General features: G+C 73.3%; 17 protein-coding genes. 16 read left to right on the top strand and 1 reads right to left on the bottom strand.

The window, feature by feature from the left end; genetic code table 11:
• The first annotated feature begins 98 nt into the window (after positions 1 to 98).
• The 16 genes from FF041_RS35450 to hypE all read left to right on the top strand — a co-directional run bounded on the left by FF041_RS35450 (position 99) and on the right by hypE (position 15208).
• Positions 99 to 1160 (top strand): chitinase, encoded by a 1062-nt coding sequence (locus tag FF041_RS35450; protein WP_153526594.1) that lies wholly within the window; start codon positions 99 to 101, stop codon positions 1158 to 1160.
• A gap of 168 nt (positions 1161 to 1328) precedes the next feature.
• Positions 1329 to 1784 (top strand): hypothetical protein, encoded by a 456-nt coding sequence (locus FF041_RS35445; RefSeq protein ID WP_153526593.1) that lies wholly within the window; start codon positions 1329 to 1331, stop codon positions 1782 to 1784.
• 245 nt (positions 1785 to 2029) lie between these two features.
• Positions 2030 to 3085: an NADH-quinone oxidoreductase subunit B family protein gene (locus tag FF041_RS35440; RefSeq protein WP_153526592.1), complete on the top strand. Its 1056-nt coding sequence runs from the start codon at positions 2030 to 2032 to the stop codon at positions 3083 to 3085.
• 90 nt (positions 3086 to 3175) lie between these two features.
• Positions 3176 to 4954 carry a nickel-dependent hydrogenase large subunit gene (locus FF041_RS35435; protein ID WP_153526591.1) on the top strand — a complete coding sequence of 593 codons (1779 nt, stop codon included), beginning with the start codon at positions 3176 to 3178 and terminating at the stop codon, positions 4952 to 4954.
• A complete protein-coding gene (locus tag FF041_RS35430) occupies positions 4951 to 5505 on the top strand; it encodes a thioredoxin (protein ID WP_228388875.1) in 555 nt (184 codons plus the stop codon). The genes FF041_RS35435 and FF041_RS35430 overlap by 4 nt, the downstream gene beginning before the upstream one ends.
• Positions 5502 to 6149, top strand: coding sequence for a DUF5947 family protein (locus FF041_RS35425; RefSeq protein WP_407698227.1), 648 nt, complete (start codon positions 5502 to 5504; stop codon positions 6147 to 6149). The genes FF041_RS35430 and FF041_RS35425 overlap by 4 nt, the downstream gene beginning before the upstream one ends.
• Positions 6146 to 6817: a DUF6084 family protein gene (locus tag FF041_RS35420; RefSeq protein WP_153526590.1), complete on the top strand. Its 672-nt coding sequence runs from the start codon at positions 6146 to 6148 to the stop codon at positions 6815 to 6817. The genes FF041_RS35425 and FF041_RS35420 overlap by 4 nt, the downstream gene beginning before the upstream one ends.
• Positions 6818 to 6885: 68 nt before the next feature.
• Positions 6886 to 8259, top strand: a complete 1374-nt coding sequence (locus tag FF041_RS35415) for a hypothetical protein (protein ID WP_323393659.1) — start codon at positions 6886 to 6888, stop codon at positions 8257 to 8259.
• Positions 8256 to 8834, top strand: a complete 579-nt coding sequence (locus FF041_RS35410) for a hydrogenase maturation protease (protein ID WP_323393649.1) — start codon at positions 8256 to 8258, stop codon at positions 8832 to 8834. Before FF041_RS35415 ends, FF041_RS35410 begins: the two co-directional genes overlap by 4 nt.
• Positions 8828 to 8932, top strand: coding sequence for a DUF6893 family small protein (locus FF041_RS40715; protein WP_398700636.1), 105 nt, complete (start codon positions 8828 to 8830; stop codon positions 8930 to 8932). The genes FF041_RS35410 and FF041_RS40715 overlap by 7 nt, the downstream gene beginning before the upstream one ends.
• A 200-nt stretch (positions 8933 to 9132) precedes the next feature.
• On the top strand, positions 9133 to 9504 hold the full coding sequence (locus FF041_RS35405) for a hydrogenase maturation nickel metallochaperone HypA/HybF (RefSeq protein ID WP_153526589.1): 372 nt from the start codon (positions 9133 to 9135) through the stop codon (positions 9502 to 9504).
• A 19-nt stretch (positions 9505 to 9523) separates the two neighbouring features.
• Positions 9524 to 10384 (top strand): hydrogenase nickel incorporation protein HypB, encoded by an 861-nt coding sequence (gene hypB / locus FF041_RS35400; RefSeq protein ID WP_153526588.1) that lies wholly within the window; start codon positions 9524 to 9526, stop codon positions 10382 to 10384.
• Complete coding sequence (gene hypF, locus FF041_RS35395) at positions 10381 to 12693, top strand: carbamoyltransferase HypF (protein WP_323393647.1); 2313 nt, start codon at positions 10381 to 10383, stop codon at positions 12691 to 12693. The genes hypB and hypF overlap by 4 nt, the downstream gene beginning before the upstream one ends.
• 28 nt (positions 12694 to 12721) lie before the next feature.
• Positions 12722 to 13015 carry a HypC/HybG/HupF family hydrogenase formation chaperone gene (locus tag FF041_RS35390; protein WP_153487177.1) on the top strand — a complete coding sequence of 98 codons (294 nt, stop codon included), beginning with the start codon at positions 12722 to 12724 and terminating at the stop codon, positions 13013 to 13015.
• On the top strand, positions 13012 to 14136 hold the full coding sequence (gene hypD / locus FF041_RS35385; protein WP_323372440.1) for a hydrogenase formation protein HypD: 1125 nt from the start codon (positions 13012 to 13014) through the stop codon (positions 14134 to 14136). The genes FF041_RS35390 and hypD overlap by 4 nt, the downstream gene beginning before the upstream one ends.
• Positions 14129 to 15208: a hydrogenase expression/formation protein HypE gene (hypE, locus tag FF041_RS35380; RefSeq protein WP_323393645.1), complete on the top strand. Its 1080-nt coding sequence runs from the start codon at positions 14129 to 14131 to the stop codon at positions 15206 to 15208. Before hypD ends, hypE begins: the two co-directional genes overlap by 8 nt.
• Positions 15209 to 15311: 103 nt before the next feature.
• Here hypE and FF041_RS35375 read toward each other — a convergent pair whose 3' ends face one another.
• Positions 15312 to 18521: an amidohydrolase family protein gene (locus tag FF041_RS35375; protein WP_153526587.1), complete on the bottom strand. Its 3210-nt coding sequence runs from the start codon at positions 18519 to 18521 to the stop codon at positions 15312 to 15314.
• Between the last annotated feature and the right edge of the window lie 67 nt (positions 18522 to 18588).

Below are 18588 nucleotides of genomic sequence, written 5' to 3'. Positions count from 1 at the left end.
CCCCCCACCGCCCCCTTCCCCTCCTGCGCACCGTGGTCCGGCCGGCCCGTCACACCTGAACGGCATCCATGGCACCAATGGTTCGAAGGGAGCTCGGCATGTTCCACAGGACGCTCCGTCTGCTCGGCGCCGGACTGGCGATGGCATTCCTCGTACAACTCCCGGCCGCGGCGGCCCCCGCACCCGCCGCGGCGCCCCTGGCCGACACCTGCGCGGTCAAGTCGAAGCCCGCGGGCAAGGTGCTCCAGGGATACTGGGAGAACTGGGACGGCGCGGCGAACGGGGTCCATCCGCCGCTCGGCTGGATCCCGGTCACCGACTCACGTATCCGCGCCCACGGTTACAACGTGATCAACGCCGCCTTCCCGGTCATCCGCTCGGACGGCACCGTCCTGTGGGAGAACGGGATGGACAACACGGTGAAGGTCCCGACCCCCGCCGAGATGTGCCAGGCCAAACAGGACGGTCTCACCATCCTGATGTCCATCGGCGGTGCGGCGGCCGGGATCGACCTCAGCTCCAGCGCCGTCGCCGACCGCTTCGTGGCGACCATCGTCCCGATCCTGAAGAAGTTCAATTTCGACGGAATCGACATCGACATCGAGACCGGTCTGGTCGGCAGCGGCAACATCAACCAGCTGTCGGCCTCGCAGTCGAATCTGATCCGCATCATCGACGGGGTGCTCGCCCAGATGCCGTCGAACTTCGGTCTGACGATGGCGCCGGAGACGGCCTATGTCACCGGCGGCAGCGTGGCCTACGGCTCGATCTGGGGCTCGTATCTGCCCATCGTCAAGAAGTACGCGGACAACGGCCGGCTCTGGTGGCTGAACATGCAGTACTACAACGGCAGCATGTACGGCTGTTCCGGCGACTCGTACGCCGCCGGGACCGTGGCCGGATTCAAGGCGCAGACGGACTGTCTCAACCGGGGTCTGGTCATCCAGGGGACCACCATCAGGGTGCCCTACGACAAGCAGGCCCCCGGGCTTCCGGCGCAGCAGGGCGCGGGCGGCGGCCATATGTCGCCGAGTCTGGTGGCGCAGGCCTGGAACTCCTACAACAACCAGCTGAAGGGCCTGATGACCTGGTCCCTCAACTGGGACGGCGCACGGAACTGGACCTTCGGCGACAACGTCAGGGCTCTCCAGGGCCGTTGACCCCGGCGGAGCGGCGCGCGGAGCGGGCGACCGCCCCGTTCCGCGCGTCGCCGGACCGGGAGCCCGCGGGGCCGGACGGAGCGGGTACCCGGGGCCGCCCGCACGGCGCGCGGAGGCGGCGGGCAGGATGTGGATCAAGCTCGGCGCACATCCCCGGAGGAGTACGGCATGACACATCCGCTCGGCCGCCGCATCGCGGCGACGCTGCTCATCGGGCAGGTCGCCTATGTCGCCCTGACCCAGATCCTGCTCGGCGCGCTCGGGCCGGACACCGCGGCGGTGGACCACAACGCGCCCTCCGCCTCCGGGCTGCTGCTGTACGGCACGGTCGTCATCGGGATTCTGGTCGTCATGGCCGGCGGGGCCGCGCTGCTGGCGGTGGAGCGGGTCCGTGAGGGCGTCCACGGCCTGCTCCGCACCGCGTGGCTGGTCTGTCTGGCCCTCGGGGAACTGGCGATCGCCGCCTCCTTCCTGGCGTACGCGGCCACGGAGACCTTCGGCCCGGACACGGTGATCGGCGCGTTCGCCGTGGTGATGAGCGTGGGCATCGCCGTGGTGTGCGCCGCCGAGGTCCGCGCCGCGCTGCACGCGCTGCGCCGCGCCTCCGTGGACGTACGCGTCTGAGAGCAGCGCCCGGGCGCACCGTCGGGGGGGGGCTCCCCCCGCCGGCCGTGCCCCGGCCCGACCCCACCCGCCCGGCCTGACGGCCGGGAGACCCGCAGAGCCGTCCGGTCATCCGGACGGCTCTGCGGGTTCGCGGCTTTCCGGGCGACCACCCCGGCTCTTCCGGCCGACGCGCTCGCCGATGAGATGCTATGAAGCTTATGAGCTGTTTCGCATAACTCATCCCTTTTCAGGGAGGCACTCTCATGACCACGACAGCCGCAGGCGACACCGAGACCGACGTGGTGCACATCCTCTGGATCAACGCGGGCCTCAGCTGCGACGGAGACTCGGTCTCCCTGACCGCCGCCATGCAGCCCAGCATCGAGGAGATCGTCACCGGCGCTCTGCCGGGTCTGCCGAAGATCGCCGTGCACTGGCCCCTCATCGACTTCGAGTGCGGCCCCGTCCAGGGCGCGGACAGTTTCATCGAGTGGTTCTTCAGGGCGGACCGGGGCGAGCTCGACCCCTTCGTCCTGGTCGTCGAGGGCTCCATTCCCAATGAGGAGATCAAGGCGGAGGGTTACTGGTGCGGCTTCGGCGACGATCCCGCCACCGGTCAGCCCATCACCACCAGCGAGTGGCTGGACCGGCTCGCCGCCAAGGCCACCGCCGTCGTCGCCATCGGCACCTGCGCGACCTACGGCGGCATCCACGCCATGGCGGGTAACCCGACCGGCGCAATGGGGGTGCCCGACTATCTCGGCTGGGACTGGAAGTCCAAGGCCGGGCTGCCGATCGTCTGTGTGCCCGGCTGCCCGATCCAGCCCGACAACTTCGCGGAGACCCTCACCTATCTGCTCTATCAGCTGGCCGGCTCCGCCCCGATGATCCCGCTGGACGACAAGCTCCGCCCCGCCTGGCTGTTCGGCGCGACCGTGCACGAGGGCTGTGACCGGGGCGGCTACTACGAGCAGGGTCAGTTCGCCACGGAGTACGGCACCCCGGAGTGCCTGGTGCGGCTGGGCTGCTGGGGTCCCGTGGTCAAGTGCAATGTCGCCAAACGCGGCTGGATCAACGGCGTCGGCGGCTGCCCCAACGTCGGCGGCATCTGCATCGCCTGCACCATGCCGGGCTTCCCCGACAAGTTCATGCCGTTCATGGACCCCCCGCCCGGATCGCATGTGTCGAGCGACGCCAGCGCCGCGTACGGCGCGCTGATCCGCCGGCTGCGCTCGATCACGCTGAAGACGGTCGACAAGGAGCCCAAGTGGCGTCACACCGGACGCCGGCTGGCGACCGGATACCGCACCCCCTGGTGACCGCAGGGGCGGGCGCCTGCCCGCCGCCCGGTCCCGTAGAGCACGTAAGGCACTCAAGGCACTCAAGGTACGGAAGGCACTCAAGGCACGATGACAGCGACGACGAAGGCGGCCGGCGACGGCCTCGTGGAGATGAACTGGGATCCGATCACCCGGATCGTGGGCAGCCTGGGCATCCATACGAAGATCGACTTCAAGCAGAAGAAGGTCGCGGAGTGCTACAGCACCTCATCGGTCTTCCGCGGCTACAGCGTCTTCATGCGCGGCAAGGACCCGCGCGACGCCCACTTCATCACCAGCCGGATCTGCGGCATCTGCGGTGACAACCACGCCACGTGCTCGGTCTACACCCAGAACATGGCGTACGGGGTGAAGCCGCCGCACCTCGGTGAATGGATCATCAACCTCGGCGAATCGGCCGAGTACATGTTCGATCACAACATCTTCCAGGAGAACCTGGTCGGGGTCGACTACTGCGAGCGGATGGTCCGCGAGACCAACCCGGGCGTACTGGAGATGGCCGAGCGCACCGAGGCTCCGCACGCCGGGGAGCACGGCTACCGGACCATCGCCGACATCATGCGCTCGCTCAACCCGATCGAGGGCGAGTTCTACCGGGAGGCGCTCCAGGTCAGCCGCTACACCCGGGAGATGTTCTGTCTGATGGAGGGACGCCATGTGCACCCCTCCACGCTCTACCCCGGCGGCGTCGGCACGGTGGCGACGGTGCAGCTGTTCACCGACTACCTCACCCGGCTGATGCGCTATGTGGAGTTCATGAAGAAGGTCGTGCCGCTCCACGACGATCTCTTCGACTTCTTCTACGAGGCGCTCCCCGGCTATGAGGAGGTCGGCCGCCGCCGTGTGCTGCTGGGCTGCTGGGGCAGCCTCAACGACCCGGACCACTGCGACTTCACCTACCGCAATATGACGGACTGGGGCCGGAAGATGTTCGTCACCCCGGGCGTCATCGTGGACGGCAAGCTGATCACCAACGATCTCACCGAGATCAACCTCGGCATCCGGATCCTGCTGGGCAGCTCCTACTACCAGGACTGGGAGGGCAAGGAGCTCTTCGTCACCCATGACCCGCTGGGCAACCCGGTCGACCCGCGGCATCCATGGAACCAGCACACCATCCCCGCCCCGCAGAAGCGCGACTTCGACGACAAATACAGCTGGGTGATGTCCCCCCGCTGGTTCGACGGCAAGGACTATCTCGCGCTGGACACCGGCGGCGGCCCGCTCGCCCGGCTCTGGTCCACCGCGCTCTCCGGGCTGGTCGACATCGGCTACATCAAGGCCACCGGGCACAGCGTGCGGATCACCCTGCCCCGCTCGATGACCAAGCCGGAGACCACCTTCGAGTGGAAGATCCCCGCCTGGAGCAACGCCATCGAGCGCAACCGCGCCCGTACCTACTTCCAGGCGTACGCGGCTGCCGCGGCGCTCCACTTCACCGAGAAGGCGCTCGCCGAGGTACGGGCCGGGCGCAGCCAGACCTGGGAGAAGTTCGAGGTGCCGGACGAGTCCATCGGCTGCGGCTTCACCGAGGCGGTGCGCGGGGTGCTCTCCCACCACATGGTCATCCGCGACGGGAAGATCGCCAACTACCATCCGTATCCGCCGACGCCCTGGAACGCCAGCGTCCGGGACAGCTTCGGCACCCCCGGCCCCTACGAGGACGCCGTGCAGAACACCCCGATCTTCGAGGAGAACTCCCCGGACTCCTTCAAGGGCATCGACATCATGCGCGCCGTACGCAGCTTCGACCCCTGTCTGCCCTGCGGGGTGCATATGTACGTGGGCGGGGGCCGCACCCTCAAGCAGCTGCATGTGCCGACCGGTCTGAGCGGACTGGGCGGATGACCGCGGAACAGACCGGCGTACGGGTGCAGCTGGCCCTCGACCGGCTGGCGGGCGGCGGGGCGCGGGAGGCGGGCGAGGAGCTGGTCCGCGAGCTGATGTCGTTCTACGGCGAGGGGCTCGCCGGGATCGTCCGGGGGCTGCCGCCGCACGCCCTGGACTCCGTGCTCGACGATCCGGCGGCGGCCGGGCTGCTGGTGCTGCACGAGCTGCATCCGGAGCCGGTGGGCGCACGCGTCGAGCGGGCGCTCGCCGCGCTGCCGCGCGCGCACGCCGGGCTCGTCGGCTTCGACCCCGGCAGCGGCGCCCTCACCCTGCGGCGGGCGGGCGGCGGGGGCTGCGGCTGCGCAGGCGGTGCGGAGGAGCTGGAGGGGCTGCTCGCCTGCCATGCGCCGGAGGTGACGTCGATCGTCTGGGAGCGGGAGCCCGCCCTGCTCCAGATCGGGGCCGGTCCGCCGCGGGCGGACCGGCCGGGGCCCGGCGGGAGGGCCACAGCGCAACCGGCGCAGTCGGCGCAACCGGCGCAGTCGGCACAACCGGCGGAGGCACGGTGAGCGTGCGTCAGCTCTCCCGCCCCGGCGCCGATCTGCTGCGCGGCCTGCGCCGCCCCGCGCCCCCGCGGCCGGAGCGCTGCGCCTTCTGCGGCACGGGCCTGCCCGCCGGCCACCGGCATCTCGCGGACACCGGGGAACGCGCCCTGGCCTGCGCCTGTACCGCCTGCGCCCTGCTGTTCCAGCAGCCCGGCGCGGGCGGCGGGCGCTATCGCGCCGTCCCCGACCGGGTCCTCACCGACCCCGTCAACGGCCTCGACGACGCCGCCTGGGCGGCCCTGCGCATCCCCGTCACCACCGCGTTCCTGCTGCGCGGCGCGGACTCGGCGCGACCGGTGCTCTGCTACCCCAGCCCGGCCGGAGCCACCGAGGCCGAACTGGAACCGGCCGTCTGGCGGACGGTGTTCGGCCGCAGCCGGCTGGCGGCGGCCCTGGAGCCCGATGTGGAGGCGCTGCTGCTGCGCCGCACCCGGGACCGCATCCAGTGCCTGCTGGTCCCGGTGGACCTCTGTTACGAACTGGTGGGCCGGATGCGGCTGCGCTGGCAGGGCTTCGACGGCGGGGCCGAGGCCCATGCCGAGCTCGACGCCTTCTTCGCCGCGCTGGAAGCCCGGGCGCGGCCCCTGCCGAAGGAGGCTCCGGCATGACGGACCTGGATTTCATCTGTACGGACGTCCGGGCCGACCGGCACGCCGCCGGGCCCACCCTGGTCTTCCGGCTGCGGATCACCGCGCCCCAGGAGACCCGGGTGCACGCGCTGGCGCTCCGCTGCCAGCTGCGGATCGAGCCCGCGCGCCGGTTCTACGCGGAGGCCGAGGGCGAACGGCTCACCGATCTGTTCGGCGAACGCTCCCGCTGGGGCAGCACGCTCCACCCCATCCAGTTCGCCCAGGTGCCGCTGATGGTGCCCGGCTTCACCGGCGAGACCGAGGTCGATGTGCCGGTGCCGTGCACCTATGACCTGGACATCGCCGCCACCCGGTACTTCCGGGCCCTGGACGAGGGAGACGTACCGCTGCTGCTGCTGTTCTCCGGCACCGCGTTCAGCGGCCCCAGCGGCTTCCAGGTCAGTCCGGTGCCCTGGGACCGGGAGGCGGCCGTCAGGCTCCCGGTGCGGGTGTGGCGGGAGATGATCGAGCAGCACTTCCCGGGCTGTGGCTGGCTGCGGCTGCCCGGCGACGTCATCGACGGGCTGCTCGCCTTCCGCGCACGGCGGGCGCTGCCCTCCTGGGAGGAGACCGTACGGACGCTGCTCACCACGGCGGAGACGGCGGAGACGGCAGAAACCGCGGAGACGGCGGAGGGCGTACGGTGACGGGCCTCGCCCCGGAACGCGACGCGGCCCCGGACCCCGGCGAGCCGGCGCGGCAGCCGTACGCGGCCGTGCCGGGCGGCTTTCCCGCCGCGCTGGAGGCCGGGCTCGCCCAGGCGCGGCAGATCGCCGACGCGGTGCTGTTCGAAGGCTATGTCCTCTATCCGTACCGGGCGTCCGCCGCCAAGAACCGGCTGCGCTGGCAGTTCGGCGTCCTGGTGCCGCCCTCCTACGGCGCGGACAGCGGCGAGCACTCCCATCAGCGGACCGAGTGTCTGATCGAGCCCCGGCACGGCTCGCTCCTCGCGGTCGAGCTGCGCTTTCTGCGGGCGCGGCGCAGAACCGTGCAGCGCGCGCTGGACGACGGCGGCTATGAGACGGTCCCGGAACTGGCGCTGGCCGACCGGGTGGTGCTGCCCTGGGACGAGGGGTTGGAGGAGCGGATCGCGCTGCTGGTCCCGGTGGCGGGGCTGACCCGGGACGGCGGCGCCGTGCACCGCTTCCGGCTGCCCGCGCGGCGGGAGGAGGAGCCGCTCGACGAGGCGGGCGTCCGGGCGGGACGGCTGCTGTGCGCGCGGGAGGAGGTCAGCGGGGTGATCCGGCTGAGCGCCCGGGAGCTCCCCGGCCCGTACGGGGCGCTGCGGCTGACCGCCGTGGTGGAGAACACCGGGGCGTGGGACCCGTGGGACGGCGCGTCCCGGGAGTCCGCGCTGCCGCACTCGCTGGTCTCGGCGCATCTGCTGCTCGCCCTCGACCGGGGCACCTTTCTGTCGTCGGCCGACCCGCCCCGGTGGGCGGCCGGGGCGGTGGCCGAGTGCCGCAATGAGCACACCTGGCCGGTGCTGGCCGGGGCGGACGGCCGAGGCGATGTGCTGCTCTCCTCGCCGATCATTCTGGAGGACCATCCGCGGATCGCCCCGGAGAGCCCGGGGGCGCTCTATGACGCCACCGAGATCGACGAGATCCTCGCGCTGCGCACGGCGGCCCTGACCGACCGGGAGAAGCGCGAGGCCCGGGGGACCGACGCCCGGGCGGGCGCGGTGATCGACCTCGCCGACTCGCTGCCGCCCGAGGTGCTGGAGCGGCTGCACGGCGCGGTGCGGGAGCTGCGCGCGGCCCCCGCGTCCGGGGCGCCGGAGCAGCCCTGGTGGGATCCGGGCGCGGACCGGGAGGTGGATCCGGGCCGGGACCGGGTGCTGATCGACGGTCATCCGGTCGGCGCGGGCAGCCGGGTGCTGCTGAAGCCGGGCCGCCGCCGCACCGACGCGCAGGATCTCTTTCTGCACGGGTGCACCGGGCTGGTCGAGGCGGTGCTGCACGACGTCGACGGCTCGGTGCATCTGGCAGTGACGGTGGAGGGCGATCCGGGCGCGGATCTCTGGCGTCTGCAAGGCCGGTTCCGGTACTTCCAGCCGGATGAGGTCGCTCCGGTGGAGGCGTCGTGAGCGGTCGGCGGGTGCTGGTGGCGGGGGTGGGCAATGTCTTCCTCGGCGACGACGGGTTCGGGGTCGAGACCGTCCGGCGGCTGGGCGAGCTCGGGGTCCCGGACGGGGTCGAGGCGGTCGACTTCGGGGTGCGCGGGGTCCATCTGGCGTATCAGCTCCTCGACGGTTACCGGACGCTGGTGCTGGTCGACGCCACGGCCCGGGGCGGGCCCCCCGGCACGGTGTATCTGATCGAGGCGGAGACCGGCCCGGTGGAGTGCGGGGCCGGCCCGGCGGCGCTGGACGGGCACCGGATGGGCCCGGACGCGGTGCTGGGGCTGCTCGCCACGCTGAGCGCGGGCACCGGGGGGCTGCCGCCGCAGCGGGTGCTGGTCGTGGGGTGCGAGCCCGCCTCGCTGGACGAGGGCATCGGGCTGAGCGCCCCGGTCGCGGCGGCCGTCGAGGAGGCGGCGCGGCTGGTCCTGCGGATCGTCCTGGAGGAGGGCGCGCGGGACCAGGGAATGAGCTCGGGGGCCGAACGGTCCGAGCGGTCAGAGCAGTCCGAGCGGTCCGAGAGAAAGGCGTCATCATGCTGAAAACCGTGTTCGGTACGGCCCTCGCGGCCGTGGTCGGGGTGCTGATCTGGCAGACCCTGCCCGATATCAAGCGCTATCTACAGATCTCCCGGATGTGAGGCGCGGGGCCGCTCCCCCGCTCCCCCGCTCCCCGTGCCGCCGGCCGCGCTGCTGCGAATGGGGCCGACGGGGACGGCCCGGCGGCGTGGCTCCCGGCCCGCGCCGCCGCCGGGCCGTGCAATGGAGCCCGGGCCGTGCAAGGGAACCCGGGCCGCAAGGGAGCCGCTGTCAGCCGCCGTGGACCGCCGTGGGAGTGCCGATGCACGAGATGTCGATCGCGGCGGCCGTCGTGGACCAGGTGGAACGGGCGGCCCGGGAGCAGGGCTTCACGGCCGTGGCGACGGTACGGCTGGACGTCGGCGAGCTCGCCGGGGTGGTGCCCCGGGCGCTGGACTTCTGCTTCTCCCTGGTCTGCGAGGGCACGGCCTTGGAGGGGGCGACGCTGACGACACGGAGCGTCCGGGCCAGGGCGCGCTGTGCCGGCTGCGCCGTCGAGTGGTACGCGGGCATGCCGCCCGACCTGGGCTGTCCGGGCTGCGGCGGCGGGACCCGGGTGGAGCTGCTGACGGGACGTGAACTGCGAATCCGCGGTGTGGAGTGGGCCGAGGGCCCGCTGCCCGCCCAGGGCTGACCCGAAAGGCGGAAACCCCATGTGCCGTACGACCGATCTCCGGCAGGCGGTCCTCGCCCGCAACGACGACAGCGCGCGGGCGCTGCGGGCCGAGCTGGCCGCCAGGGGAACGGTCGCCGTCAATCTGCTCTCCAGCCCGGGGAGCGGGAAGACGGCGCTGCTGGAGGCCGAACTCGCCCTGGCGCGGGCGCGCGAGGTGCCGGTGGCGGCGCTCACGGCCGATCTGGCCACCGAGAACGACGCGCGGCGCCTCGCCCGTACGGGGGTCCCGGTCCAGCAGGTGTGCACGGACGGGCTCTGTCATCTGGAGGCCGTGATGCTGCGCGGGTATCTGGCGGGCTGGCTGCCCGCGGACACCCGGGTGCTGTTCGTGGAGAACGTCGGGAATCTGGTCTGTCCGGCCGTGTACGACCTCGGCGAGACGCTGCGGGTGACGCTCGCGGCGGTGACCGAGGGGGAGGACAAGCCGCTGAAGTATCCGACCGCGTTCGGGCTGGCCCAGCTGGTGATGGTGACCAAGACGGATCTCGCGGCGGCCGTCGGCTTCGACGAGGACGCGTTCCTCGGGAATGTGGCGCGGGTCAACCCCGGGGTGGACGTGGTGTTCACCTCGGCTCGCGAAGGGCGCGGCGTCGGGACGCTGCTGGAGCGGGCCCTGGCCGTACGGGACGGGGCCGCGGCGCACCGCCCGGTGATGGCCGCCGCCCAGGCCGCGCCGGGGTACTCCCCGGGCGGGCCGCTCGGGGAGAGCGGCGCGCACGCGCACTCCGCGCCGCACCCCGCCACGGCGGCCGGGGCGGGTCCGCGTCCGCACCACGAGCACGAGCACGAGCACGGGCACGGGCACGGGCACGGGCATCCGATGGTGGACCGGCTGTGACCGCTGCCCCGTCGCGGCGCAGGGTCGCCGTCCAGGGTGTGGTGCAGGGGGTGGGGTTCAGGCCCTTCGTCGTCACGCTCGCCGCCGAGCTCGGGCTCCGCGGCCATGTCGTCAACACCGGGGACGGGGTGCTCGCCGAGGTCGAGGGCCCGCCGCGGGCGGTGGACGCCTTCTGCCGCCGGGTGGCGGCCGACGCCCCGCCGCTGGCCCAGGTGGCGTCCGTACGCCATGAGGCCATCGCCGTCACGGGCGGCGCCGGGTTCACGATCGCCCCGTCCCGGACGGGCGGCGGTCCGGGACGGTCGCTGATCCCGCCGGACACCGCGACCTGCGCGGCCTGTCTCGCCGAGCTCGCGGACCCGGCGAACCGGCGGTACCGCCATCCGTTCATCACCTGCACCGACTGCGGCCCGCGCTTCACCATCGTCACCGCGCTGCCGTACGACCGGACGCGGACGACCATGGCGGAGTTCCCGATGTGCCCGGAGTGCGCCCGGGAGTACCGCGATCCGGCCGACCGCCGCTTCCACGCGCAGCCCGTCTCCTGTCACTCCTGCGGCCCGCGCCTCACCCTCCGCGCCAAAGGGGGTGCGCCGGTCGGCGGGGACGCGGCGCTCACGGGCGCCCGGCGGCTCCTCGCGGACGGGGCGATCCTGGCCGTCAAGGGCGTCGGCGGCTACCACCTGGCGTGCGACGCGCGGAACGCGGCGACGGTCGCGCTGCTGCGCCGCCGCAAGAACCGGGGCGACAAGCCGTTCGCGCTGATGGCGCGCGAACTGGCGGACGTCGAGGAGCTGGTCCGCCCCGGCCCGGCCGAACGCGCGCTGCTGACCGGCCCGGTCCGGCCGGTGGTGCTGCTGCGCCGGGACCGGGCGGACCGGACGCTGGACGCGGTCGCGCCGGGCGGCCCCGACCTCGGGGTGATGCTGCCCTACACCCCGCTGCACCAGCTGCTGCTCGGGCTGCCGGGCGATCCCGACGGGCCCCGGCTGCTCGTGATGACCAGCGCCAATCTCGCGGGCGAGCCCATCGTCACCGATGACGGCGAGGCGCTGGAGCGGCTCGCTCCGCTGGTCGACGCCTGGCTGGCGCACGACCGGCGGATCCATGTCCCCTGCGACGACTCCGTGATGCGGGTCGTGGACGGTCTGCCGCTGCCGCTGCGGCGTTCGCGCGGCTGTGTGCCCACGCCCGTACCGCTGCCGCTGCCGGTGCGGCCGGTGCTCGCGGCGGGCGGCGACCTCAAGAACGTGTTCGCGGTGGCCGAGGGCCGCCGGGCCTGGCTGTCCGGCCACATCGGCGACATGGACGACCTGGCGACGCTCACCGCCTTCGACCGCGCGGTGGCGCATCTCACCGCCGTCACCGGCGTCGAGCCCACGGCGGCGGTCGTCGACCGCCACCCCGGCTACCGCTCGGCCCGGCGCACCGCCCGGCTGCTGCCCGGCGCTCCCGTGCCGCGGGTGCAGCACCATCACGCGCATATCGCGGCGGCGATGGCGGAGAACGGACTGGACGGCGGGCGGCGGGTCATCGGCGTCGCCTTCGACGGCACCGGGTACGGCGACGACGGCGCGGTCTGGGGCGGCGAGGTGCTCATCGCCGACTACGACGGCTACCGGCGCTTCGCCCATCTCGGCTATGTGCCGCTGCCCGGCGGCGACGCCGCGGTGGCGCGGCCGTACCGGATGGCGCTCTCCCATCTGCGCGCGGCGGGGATCGCCTGGACGGCCGATCTGGCGTGCGCGGCGGCCTGCCCCGACGACGAGCGGCGGGTGCTGGCGCATCAGCTGGCGTCGGGGCTGCACTCCGTCCCCACCTCCAGCATGGGCCGGCTCTTCGACGCGGTGTCCGCGCTCGCCGGGGTCTGTCAGCGGGCCGGTTACGAGGCCCAGCCCGCCATCGAGCTGGAGGCGGCGGCCCACGCCCACGGCCCGGCGGACGGTTACCGCTTCGCGCTGCGGGACCCGGGCGGACCGCTGATCGCCGAGCCCGCGCCCGTGCTCGCCGAAGCGGTCGCCGAGCTGCGGGCGGGAGCGCCCGCGGGAGTGGTGGCGGCCCGCTTCCATACCGCGGTCGCCGATCTCGTACGGCGGCTGTGCGCGGCGGCCCGGGAGCGGCACGGGCTGGAGACGGTCGCGCTCACCGGCGGCGTCTTCGGCAACGCCGTACTGCTCTCCGCCTGTGGAAAGGGGCTCGCGGCGGACGGATTCACCGTGCTGCGGCACCGGCTGGTGCCGCCCAACGACGGAGGGCTGGCGCTGGGCCAGCTGATGGTGGCCGCACGGGCGCCGGAGCCCGAAGGCTGAAGGCTGAAGACTGAGAGGAGAGCGCCCCATGTGCCTGGCGGTGCCCGGCAGGGTGGTGGAGATCGCCGAGCGGGACGGCACGCGGATGGCCGTCGTCGACTTCGGCGGGGTCGTCAAGGACGTATGCCTGGAGTATCTGCCGGATCTGGCGGTGGGCGAGTACGCCATCGTGCACGTCGGGTTCGCGCTCCAGCGGCTGGACGAGGAGTCGGCGCGCAGAACGCTCGCCCTCTTCGCCGAGCTCGGCCTGCTCCAGGAGGAGTTCGGCGATCCATGGGAAGCGGCGGCGGACGCCGGCCCGCGAGGGGAGGCGAAGCCGTGAGATATCTGGAGGAGTTCTCGGACCCGGCGCTGGCGCGGGGTCTGCTCGACGACATCAGGGCGGCGGTGACCCGGCCGTGGGCGCTCATGGAGGTGTGCGGCGGGCAGACGCACACCATCATCCGCCACGGCATCGACCAGCTGCTGCCCGAGGGGATCGAGCTGATCCACGGCCCGGGGTGCCCGGTCTGTGTGACCCCGTTGGAGATCATCGACAAGGCGCTGGAGATCGCCGCGAGACCCGGGGTGATCTTCTGTTCCTTCGGGGACATGCTCCGGGTTCCGGGCAGCGACCGCGATCTGTTCCGGGTCCGGAGCGAGGGCGGCGATGTGCGGGTGGTGTACTCGCCGCTGGACGCGCTGCGGATCGCGCGGGAGAACCCGGACCGTGAGGTCGTGTTCTTCGGCATCGGGTTCGAGACCACCGCCCCGCCGAACGCCATGACCGTGCATCAGGCCCGGCGGCACGGCATCCGCAACTTCAGCATGCTGGTCTCGCACGTCCGGGTGCCGCCCGCCATCGAGGCCGTCATGACCTCGCCCGACTGCCGGGTGCAGGGCTTTCTCGCCGCCGGGCATGTGTGCAGCGTGATGGGCGTGGACGAGTATCCGGAGCTGGCCGCCCGGCACCGGGTGCCGATCGTCGTCACCGGCTTCGAGCCGCTGGACATCCTGGAGGGCATCCGGCGGACCGTACGCCAGCTGGAACGCGGCGAGCACACCGTCGACAACGCCTATCCGCGCGCGGTACGGCCGGAGGGCAACCCCGCCGCGCGCGCCATGCTGGCGGATGTCTTCGAGGTCACCGACCGGGCCTGGCGCGGGATCGGGACGATTCCGCGCAGCGGCTGGCGGCTCTCCCCCCGCTACCGCGAGCAGGACGCCGAGCACCGCTTCGACGTGGCGGGCATCAGCACCCGCGAGCCCGAACGGTGCCGCAGCGGCGAGGTGCTCCAGGGGCTGCTCAAACCGAACCAGTGCGAGGCGTTCGGCGGCGAGTGCACCCCCCGCACCCCGCTCGGCGCGACCATGGTGTCCTCCGAGGGCGCCTGCGCCGCGTACTACCTCTACCGCCGTCTCGGCGCTCCCGCGACTCCTCAGGAGGCGACTCCCGTTGTCTGACGCCGACACCCTGACCACCATCGCGCCGGACCCCTCCGGCTGGACCTGTCCGGCCCCGCTGCGGGACAGCCCCCGGGTGGTGATGGGCCACGGCGGGGGCGGCGCGCTCTCCGCCGAACTGGTGGAGAACGTCTTTCTGCCGGCCTTCGGCGGGCGTACGCTCGCCGCGCTCGGCGACTCGGCCGCGCTCAGCCTCGGCGGGGCGCGGCTCGCCTTCTCCACCGACTCGTTCGTGGTGCGCCCGCTCTTCTTCCCCGGCGGCTGCATCGGCGATCTCGCGGTCAACGGCACGGTCAACGATCTCGCCATGAGCGGCGCCCGGGCGGCCTATCTCTCCTGCGCCTTCATTCTGGAGGAAGGGGTGGAGACCTCCGTGGTCGGCCGGATCGCCGGGGCGCTCGGGGACGCCGCCCGCGCGGCGGGGGTGGAGGTGGTGACCGGCGACACCAAGGTCGTGGAGTCGGGCCGCGGCGACGGCGTCTACGTCAACACCGCGGGCATCGGGCTGATCCCGCCGGGAGTCGACATCCGGCCGCAGCGCGCCAGACCCGGCGACGTGGTGCTCCTCAGCGGCGAGATCGGGCTGCACGGTGTGGCGGTCATGAGCATGCGGCAGGGCCTGGAGTTCGGGGTGGAGATCGAGAGCGACTGCGCGGCCCTGGGCGGGCTGGTGGACGCGATGCTCGCCGTCACCCCCGATCTGCATGTGCTGCGCGACCCCACCCGGGGCGGACTGGCCGCCGCTCTCAACGAGATCGCCGCCGCCGCCGGTGCGGGAGTGGTCGTCGACGAGCGCGCGGTGCCGGTGCCGCCCCAGGTCGCGAGCGCCTGCGCGGTCCTCGGTCTCGACCCGATGTATGTGGCGAATGAGGGCAAGCTCGTCGCCTTCGTGCCGCGTGAGCACGCGGACGGGGTGCTCGCCGCGATGCGGGCCCATCCGCTGGGCGCGGCGGCGGCCGTCATCGGCGCGTGTGTGCCGGACCATCCCGGAATGGTGGTGGCGCGGACCGCGTTCGGCGGCACCAGGGTCGTCGATCTGCCCCTCGGGGAGCAGCTGCCGCGGATCTGCTGAGGGGTGGACCGGGCAGCGGCCCGGTCCACCCCTGGTTCAGCCGTCGGCCCGGCCCGGCGCGGCGGCTCAGGGAGCCCCGGTGCGCCGGCCGGATGACGGCGGCTCAGTCACGGGCGTCACAGCAGCCGCCGCCCAGCATCAGCCGCCCCACCCGCAGCCAGTCGTCCTCCCCGCGCGGGGCCCGCTCCGGCGGCGGCTCCATCGCGGCCACCAGCTCCCCGGTCGTATACGGCACCCCGCCCCTGAGCACCGAGACCGTCCGGACCATGGTGTCGAAGTCGTCGAACGGATCGCCGTCCACCACCGTCAGATCGGCGGCCTTGCCCGGCTCCACCGTGCCGAGGTCCCGCTCGGCCCCGAAGAGCCGGGCGGGCAGCACGGTCACCGTGCGCAGCGCCGCCGCCGGGGACAGCCCCGCCCGGTGCAGGGCGCGCAGCCCCAGATGGAGGGCGAGACCGACCGGGGTGAGCGGCGCGTCCGTGCCGAGGGCGACCAGTCCGCCCCGGTCCAGCACCCGCCGGTACACGTCGGTCTCCACCCGCAGCGTCTCCAGCTGCGCGGGGCTCGGCGGCCGGCTCGTCTGCTGCCGTACGACGGCGATGTCCCAGGGCGGCATCACCCTGGTGACCCGGGGGTCGTCGGCGAGCCCCGGGTCCAGACCGGCCAGGGCGGCGGCGGTGAACGGGGTCGCGATGAGGCCGAATTCCGCTCCCCGCGCGCTGTAGATCTCCAGCAGATCGTCGTAGGCGCGTCCCGAGGCGGTGACCGCGTGCCCGGTCTCCGCTCGCTGGGTGGCCTGGAGATGGGTCGTCAGATCCTGTCCGAGCTGGATCCCGGGCGACAGCAGATGGCTCCCGGCGCGCACGCCGAGGCGTTCATGGGCGAACCGCGCGGCCTCCGCCATGATCCAGCCCGGGGCCCGTACATAGGTCTTGACGCTGTCCCAGTCGAGCGCGGCGCCGCGTTCCAGGCTGCGCCGCAGTCCCGCCCGGGTGCGGTGGGCGCGTCCCATGCTGTACGCGACACGGGAGCCGTCGAGCAGCTCCCCGGTGGTCAGCAGCCGGGGTCCGGCGAGCTGTCCGGAGGTCACCGCCTCGCGTATTCGGGCCTGTTCATAGGCGAATCCGCCGAGGGAGACGGCGGTGGTGATGCCATAGGTGAGCTGGCCGACGCTCTGGCGGGCGCCGTAGGTGCTCTGCCAGGGGTGGGTGTGGGTGTCCCACAGTCCCGGGACGACCGTGCGCCGGGAGGCGTCGATCCGCCGGAGCGCGGCGGTGCGGTGGGCGCGGTGCGGTTCGACGGCGGCGATCCGGCCGTCGCGTACGACGATGTCGGCGTCGTCCCGTACGGAGTCGCCGGTACCGTCCCACAGCCGGCCGGCGTGGATGACCGTGTCGGCGGGCGTGGGTCTGCGCGCGTCCAGGGGGACGCGGACGGTACGGGCCGGGCCGCCCGCCGCGTCGATGAGTCTGAGCCGGGCGCCCGAGAGATAGAGCAGCGTCCGTGAGTCGCCGGACCAGGAGGGATGGTCGGCCGGTTCCTCGGTGAGGGTGCGCAGCGCTCCTCGGGGGGAGCCGTCGGGCGCGACGGGCAGCAGACAGAGCGCCGATTCGACGATCACCGCCAGCTGCCGTCCGTCGGGCGACCAGACGGGCCCGGAGTCATAGCGGTCGGAGACGGACCCATGGGGGGCCACGGCGTGGAGCCGGTCGTCGCCGGTGCGGGAGTCGACGATCCGGATCAGGTTGTAGCCCTCGCGGAAGCGCAGATTGAGACGGTTGCGGTCGCAGAGGGCGATGAAGCGGCCGTCCGGCGACCAGCTCGGGCGACCGGGCAGGCCACCGCCGCCGAGCGGGGCGGCGAGCACCCGCTCGGCGCCGGTCGTCAGATCCCGCACCCGCAGTCCGCCGGTCATGTCGAGGCAGGCGAGCCGTTCCCCGTCCGGGGAGAGCGCGGGGTGCACCCGGCCGCCCGTGGCGAGGGCGCGCTCCTCGCCCGTGGCGAGATCGCGGCGGTAGACGCCGAGGAGTCCGTCGCGGTCGTCGGCGTACAGCAGGGAGCGTCCGTCGCGCGCCCAGACGGGGCCGAGCAGATAGCGGACGGGGGACGAGCGGCGCAGACTCCGGGGCGGGCGGGCGCCCGAGGCGTCCGCCAGCCAGAGGGTGTTGAGCGCGGCGAAGGCGATGCTCTTCCCGTCGGGTGAGAGCGCGGGCAGATGGATGCCCCGCACCGGGCGTACGCGTGCGCCGCCGATGTCGTACTCCTTGACCCGGTAGCGCGGCCGGGTCACGGGGAGTACGCCCTCGAAGGGGATCCGCCGGGGCTGTCCCGGCCGGTCGGGGCGTACGAGGGTGAACCGGCCGTCCACGGTGAGCAGCAGCTCGCCGCCGGCCGTCCAGCGCGGCGGCACGGCCGCGAGGTCCCCGTCCACCGCGACGGGTGCGCCGTCGACGACGAGAACGCAGGAGCCGTTCGGCGCGGGGGTGGTCCGCAGATGGGCGAGCCGGCCGTCGCGGGCGAGGGCCGGGGTCATCAGCTGCGCGTCCGCGGGCCCGGTGTGGACGGTGGTGACCGGGCCCGCGCCCCGGGCCGGGACGGCGGCGATGGTGCGGGCCGCCAGGGCGGGGCCGGTGGGGGTGGTGACGGCGTGCGCCCGGACGAAGAGGATCCGTTCGCCGTCCGGCGACCAGACGGGGTCGAAGTCCTCCCAGGGGCCGTCCTGTACGGGGCCGTCCTGTCCGGCCGTCCCGGTGATCCGGGTCAGTGCGCCGGTCCGCAGCTCCAGCACATGGATGCGGTAGGGGCCGCCGGTCACCGGGTCCCCCGCGCGCTCGGAGGCGAAGGCGATTCGGGTTCCGTCCGGCGACCAGGCGGGGCCCCGGTCGTCCCAGGGGCCTTCGGTGCGCTGCCGCAGCTCCGTTCCGTCGGGGCGCATGGTCCACAGGTGGAAGCCGCCGTCCCGGTAGGCGCTGAACGCGATGAGCGCGCCGTCCGGGGAGTGGGCGGGTCTGCCGGGTTCGAGGTCCGCCGGGGTGAGGGGCACGGCTCTGCCGCCGCTGCCCGGCAGCGACCACAGGACGCTCTGGACCTCGGCGATCAGCCGGTCTCCGGCGGGCGAGAGGGTGGCCGAGCCGTTGGTGGCCCGGCGGAGGATCAGCGAGGTCCCGGCAGAGGTCCGCGCCGCCGCCGGGGCGGGACCGAGGGCGGTGGCGGCTCCGGCGACTCCGGCGGCGGCGAGCAGCTCACGGCGGGAGAGGGAGAAGGGGAAGGGGAAGGGACGGGGGACGGGGGCGGAGCTCCGGTCGGTGTCCATGGCAGAGGACGCTGCCGCACGGGGTGGCAGGTGGACAACACAGCGAATGGCGCGAACGGATGTGACC

Origin of the sequence: Streptomyces jumonjinensis (assembly GCF_009600885.1) — a bacterium.
Classification (GTDB): domain Bacteria; phylum Actinomycetota; class Actinomycetes; order Streptomycetales; family Streptomycetaceae; genus Streptomyces; species Streptomyces jumonjinensis.
This window is presented reverse-complemented; position numbering and strand designations above follow the sequence as displayed.

Excerpts from the sequence above, each read along its gene's own strand:
- FF041_RS35450 (WP_153526594.1), top strand. The coding sequence starts at position 99 with ATGTTCCACAGGACGCTCCGTCTGCTCGGCGCCGGACTGGCGATGGCA.
- FF041_RS35445 (WP_153526593.1), top strand. The coding sequence starts at position 1,329 with ATGACACATCCGCTCGGCCGCCGCATCGCGGCGACGCTGCTCATCGGG.
- FF041_RS35440 (WP_153526592.1), top strand. The coding sequence starts at position 2,030 with ATGACCACGACAGCCGCAGGCGACACCGAGACCGACGTGGTGCACATC.
- FF041_RS35435 (WP_153526591.1), top strand. The coding sequence starts at position 3,176 with ATGACAGCGACGACGAAGGCGGCCGGCGACGGCCTCGTGGAGATGAAC.
- FF041_RS35430 (WP_228388875.1), top strand. The coding sequence starts at position 4,951 with ATGACCGCGGAACAGACCGGCGTACGGGTGCAGCTGGCCCTCGACCGG.
- FF041_RS35420 (WP_153526590.1), top strand. The coding sequence starts at position 6,146 with ATGACGGACCTGGATTTCATCTGTACGGACGTCCGGGCCGACCGGCAC.
- FF041_RS40715 (WP_398700636.1), top strand. The coding sequence starts at position 8,828 with ATGCTGAAAACCGTGTTCGGTACGGCCCTCGCGGCCGTGGTCGGGGTG.
- FF041_RS35405 (WP_153526589.1), top strand. The coding sequence starts at position 9,133 with ATGCACGAGATGTCGATCGCGGCGGCCGTCGTGGACCAGGTGGAACGG.
- hypB (WP_153526588.1), top strand. The coding sequence starts at position 9,524 with ATGTGCCGTACGACCGATCTCCGGCAGGCGGTCCTCGCCCGCAACGAC.
- FF041_RS35390 (WP_153487177.1), top strand. The coding sequence starts at position 12,722 with ATGTGCCTGGCGGTGCCCGGCAGGGTGGTGGAGATCGCCGAGCGGGAC.
- FF041_RS35375 (WP_153526587.1), bottom strand. The coding sequence starts at position 18,521 with ATGGACACCGACCGGAGCTCCGCCCCCGTCCCCCGTCCCTTCCCCTTC.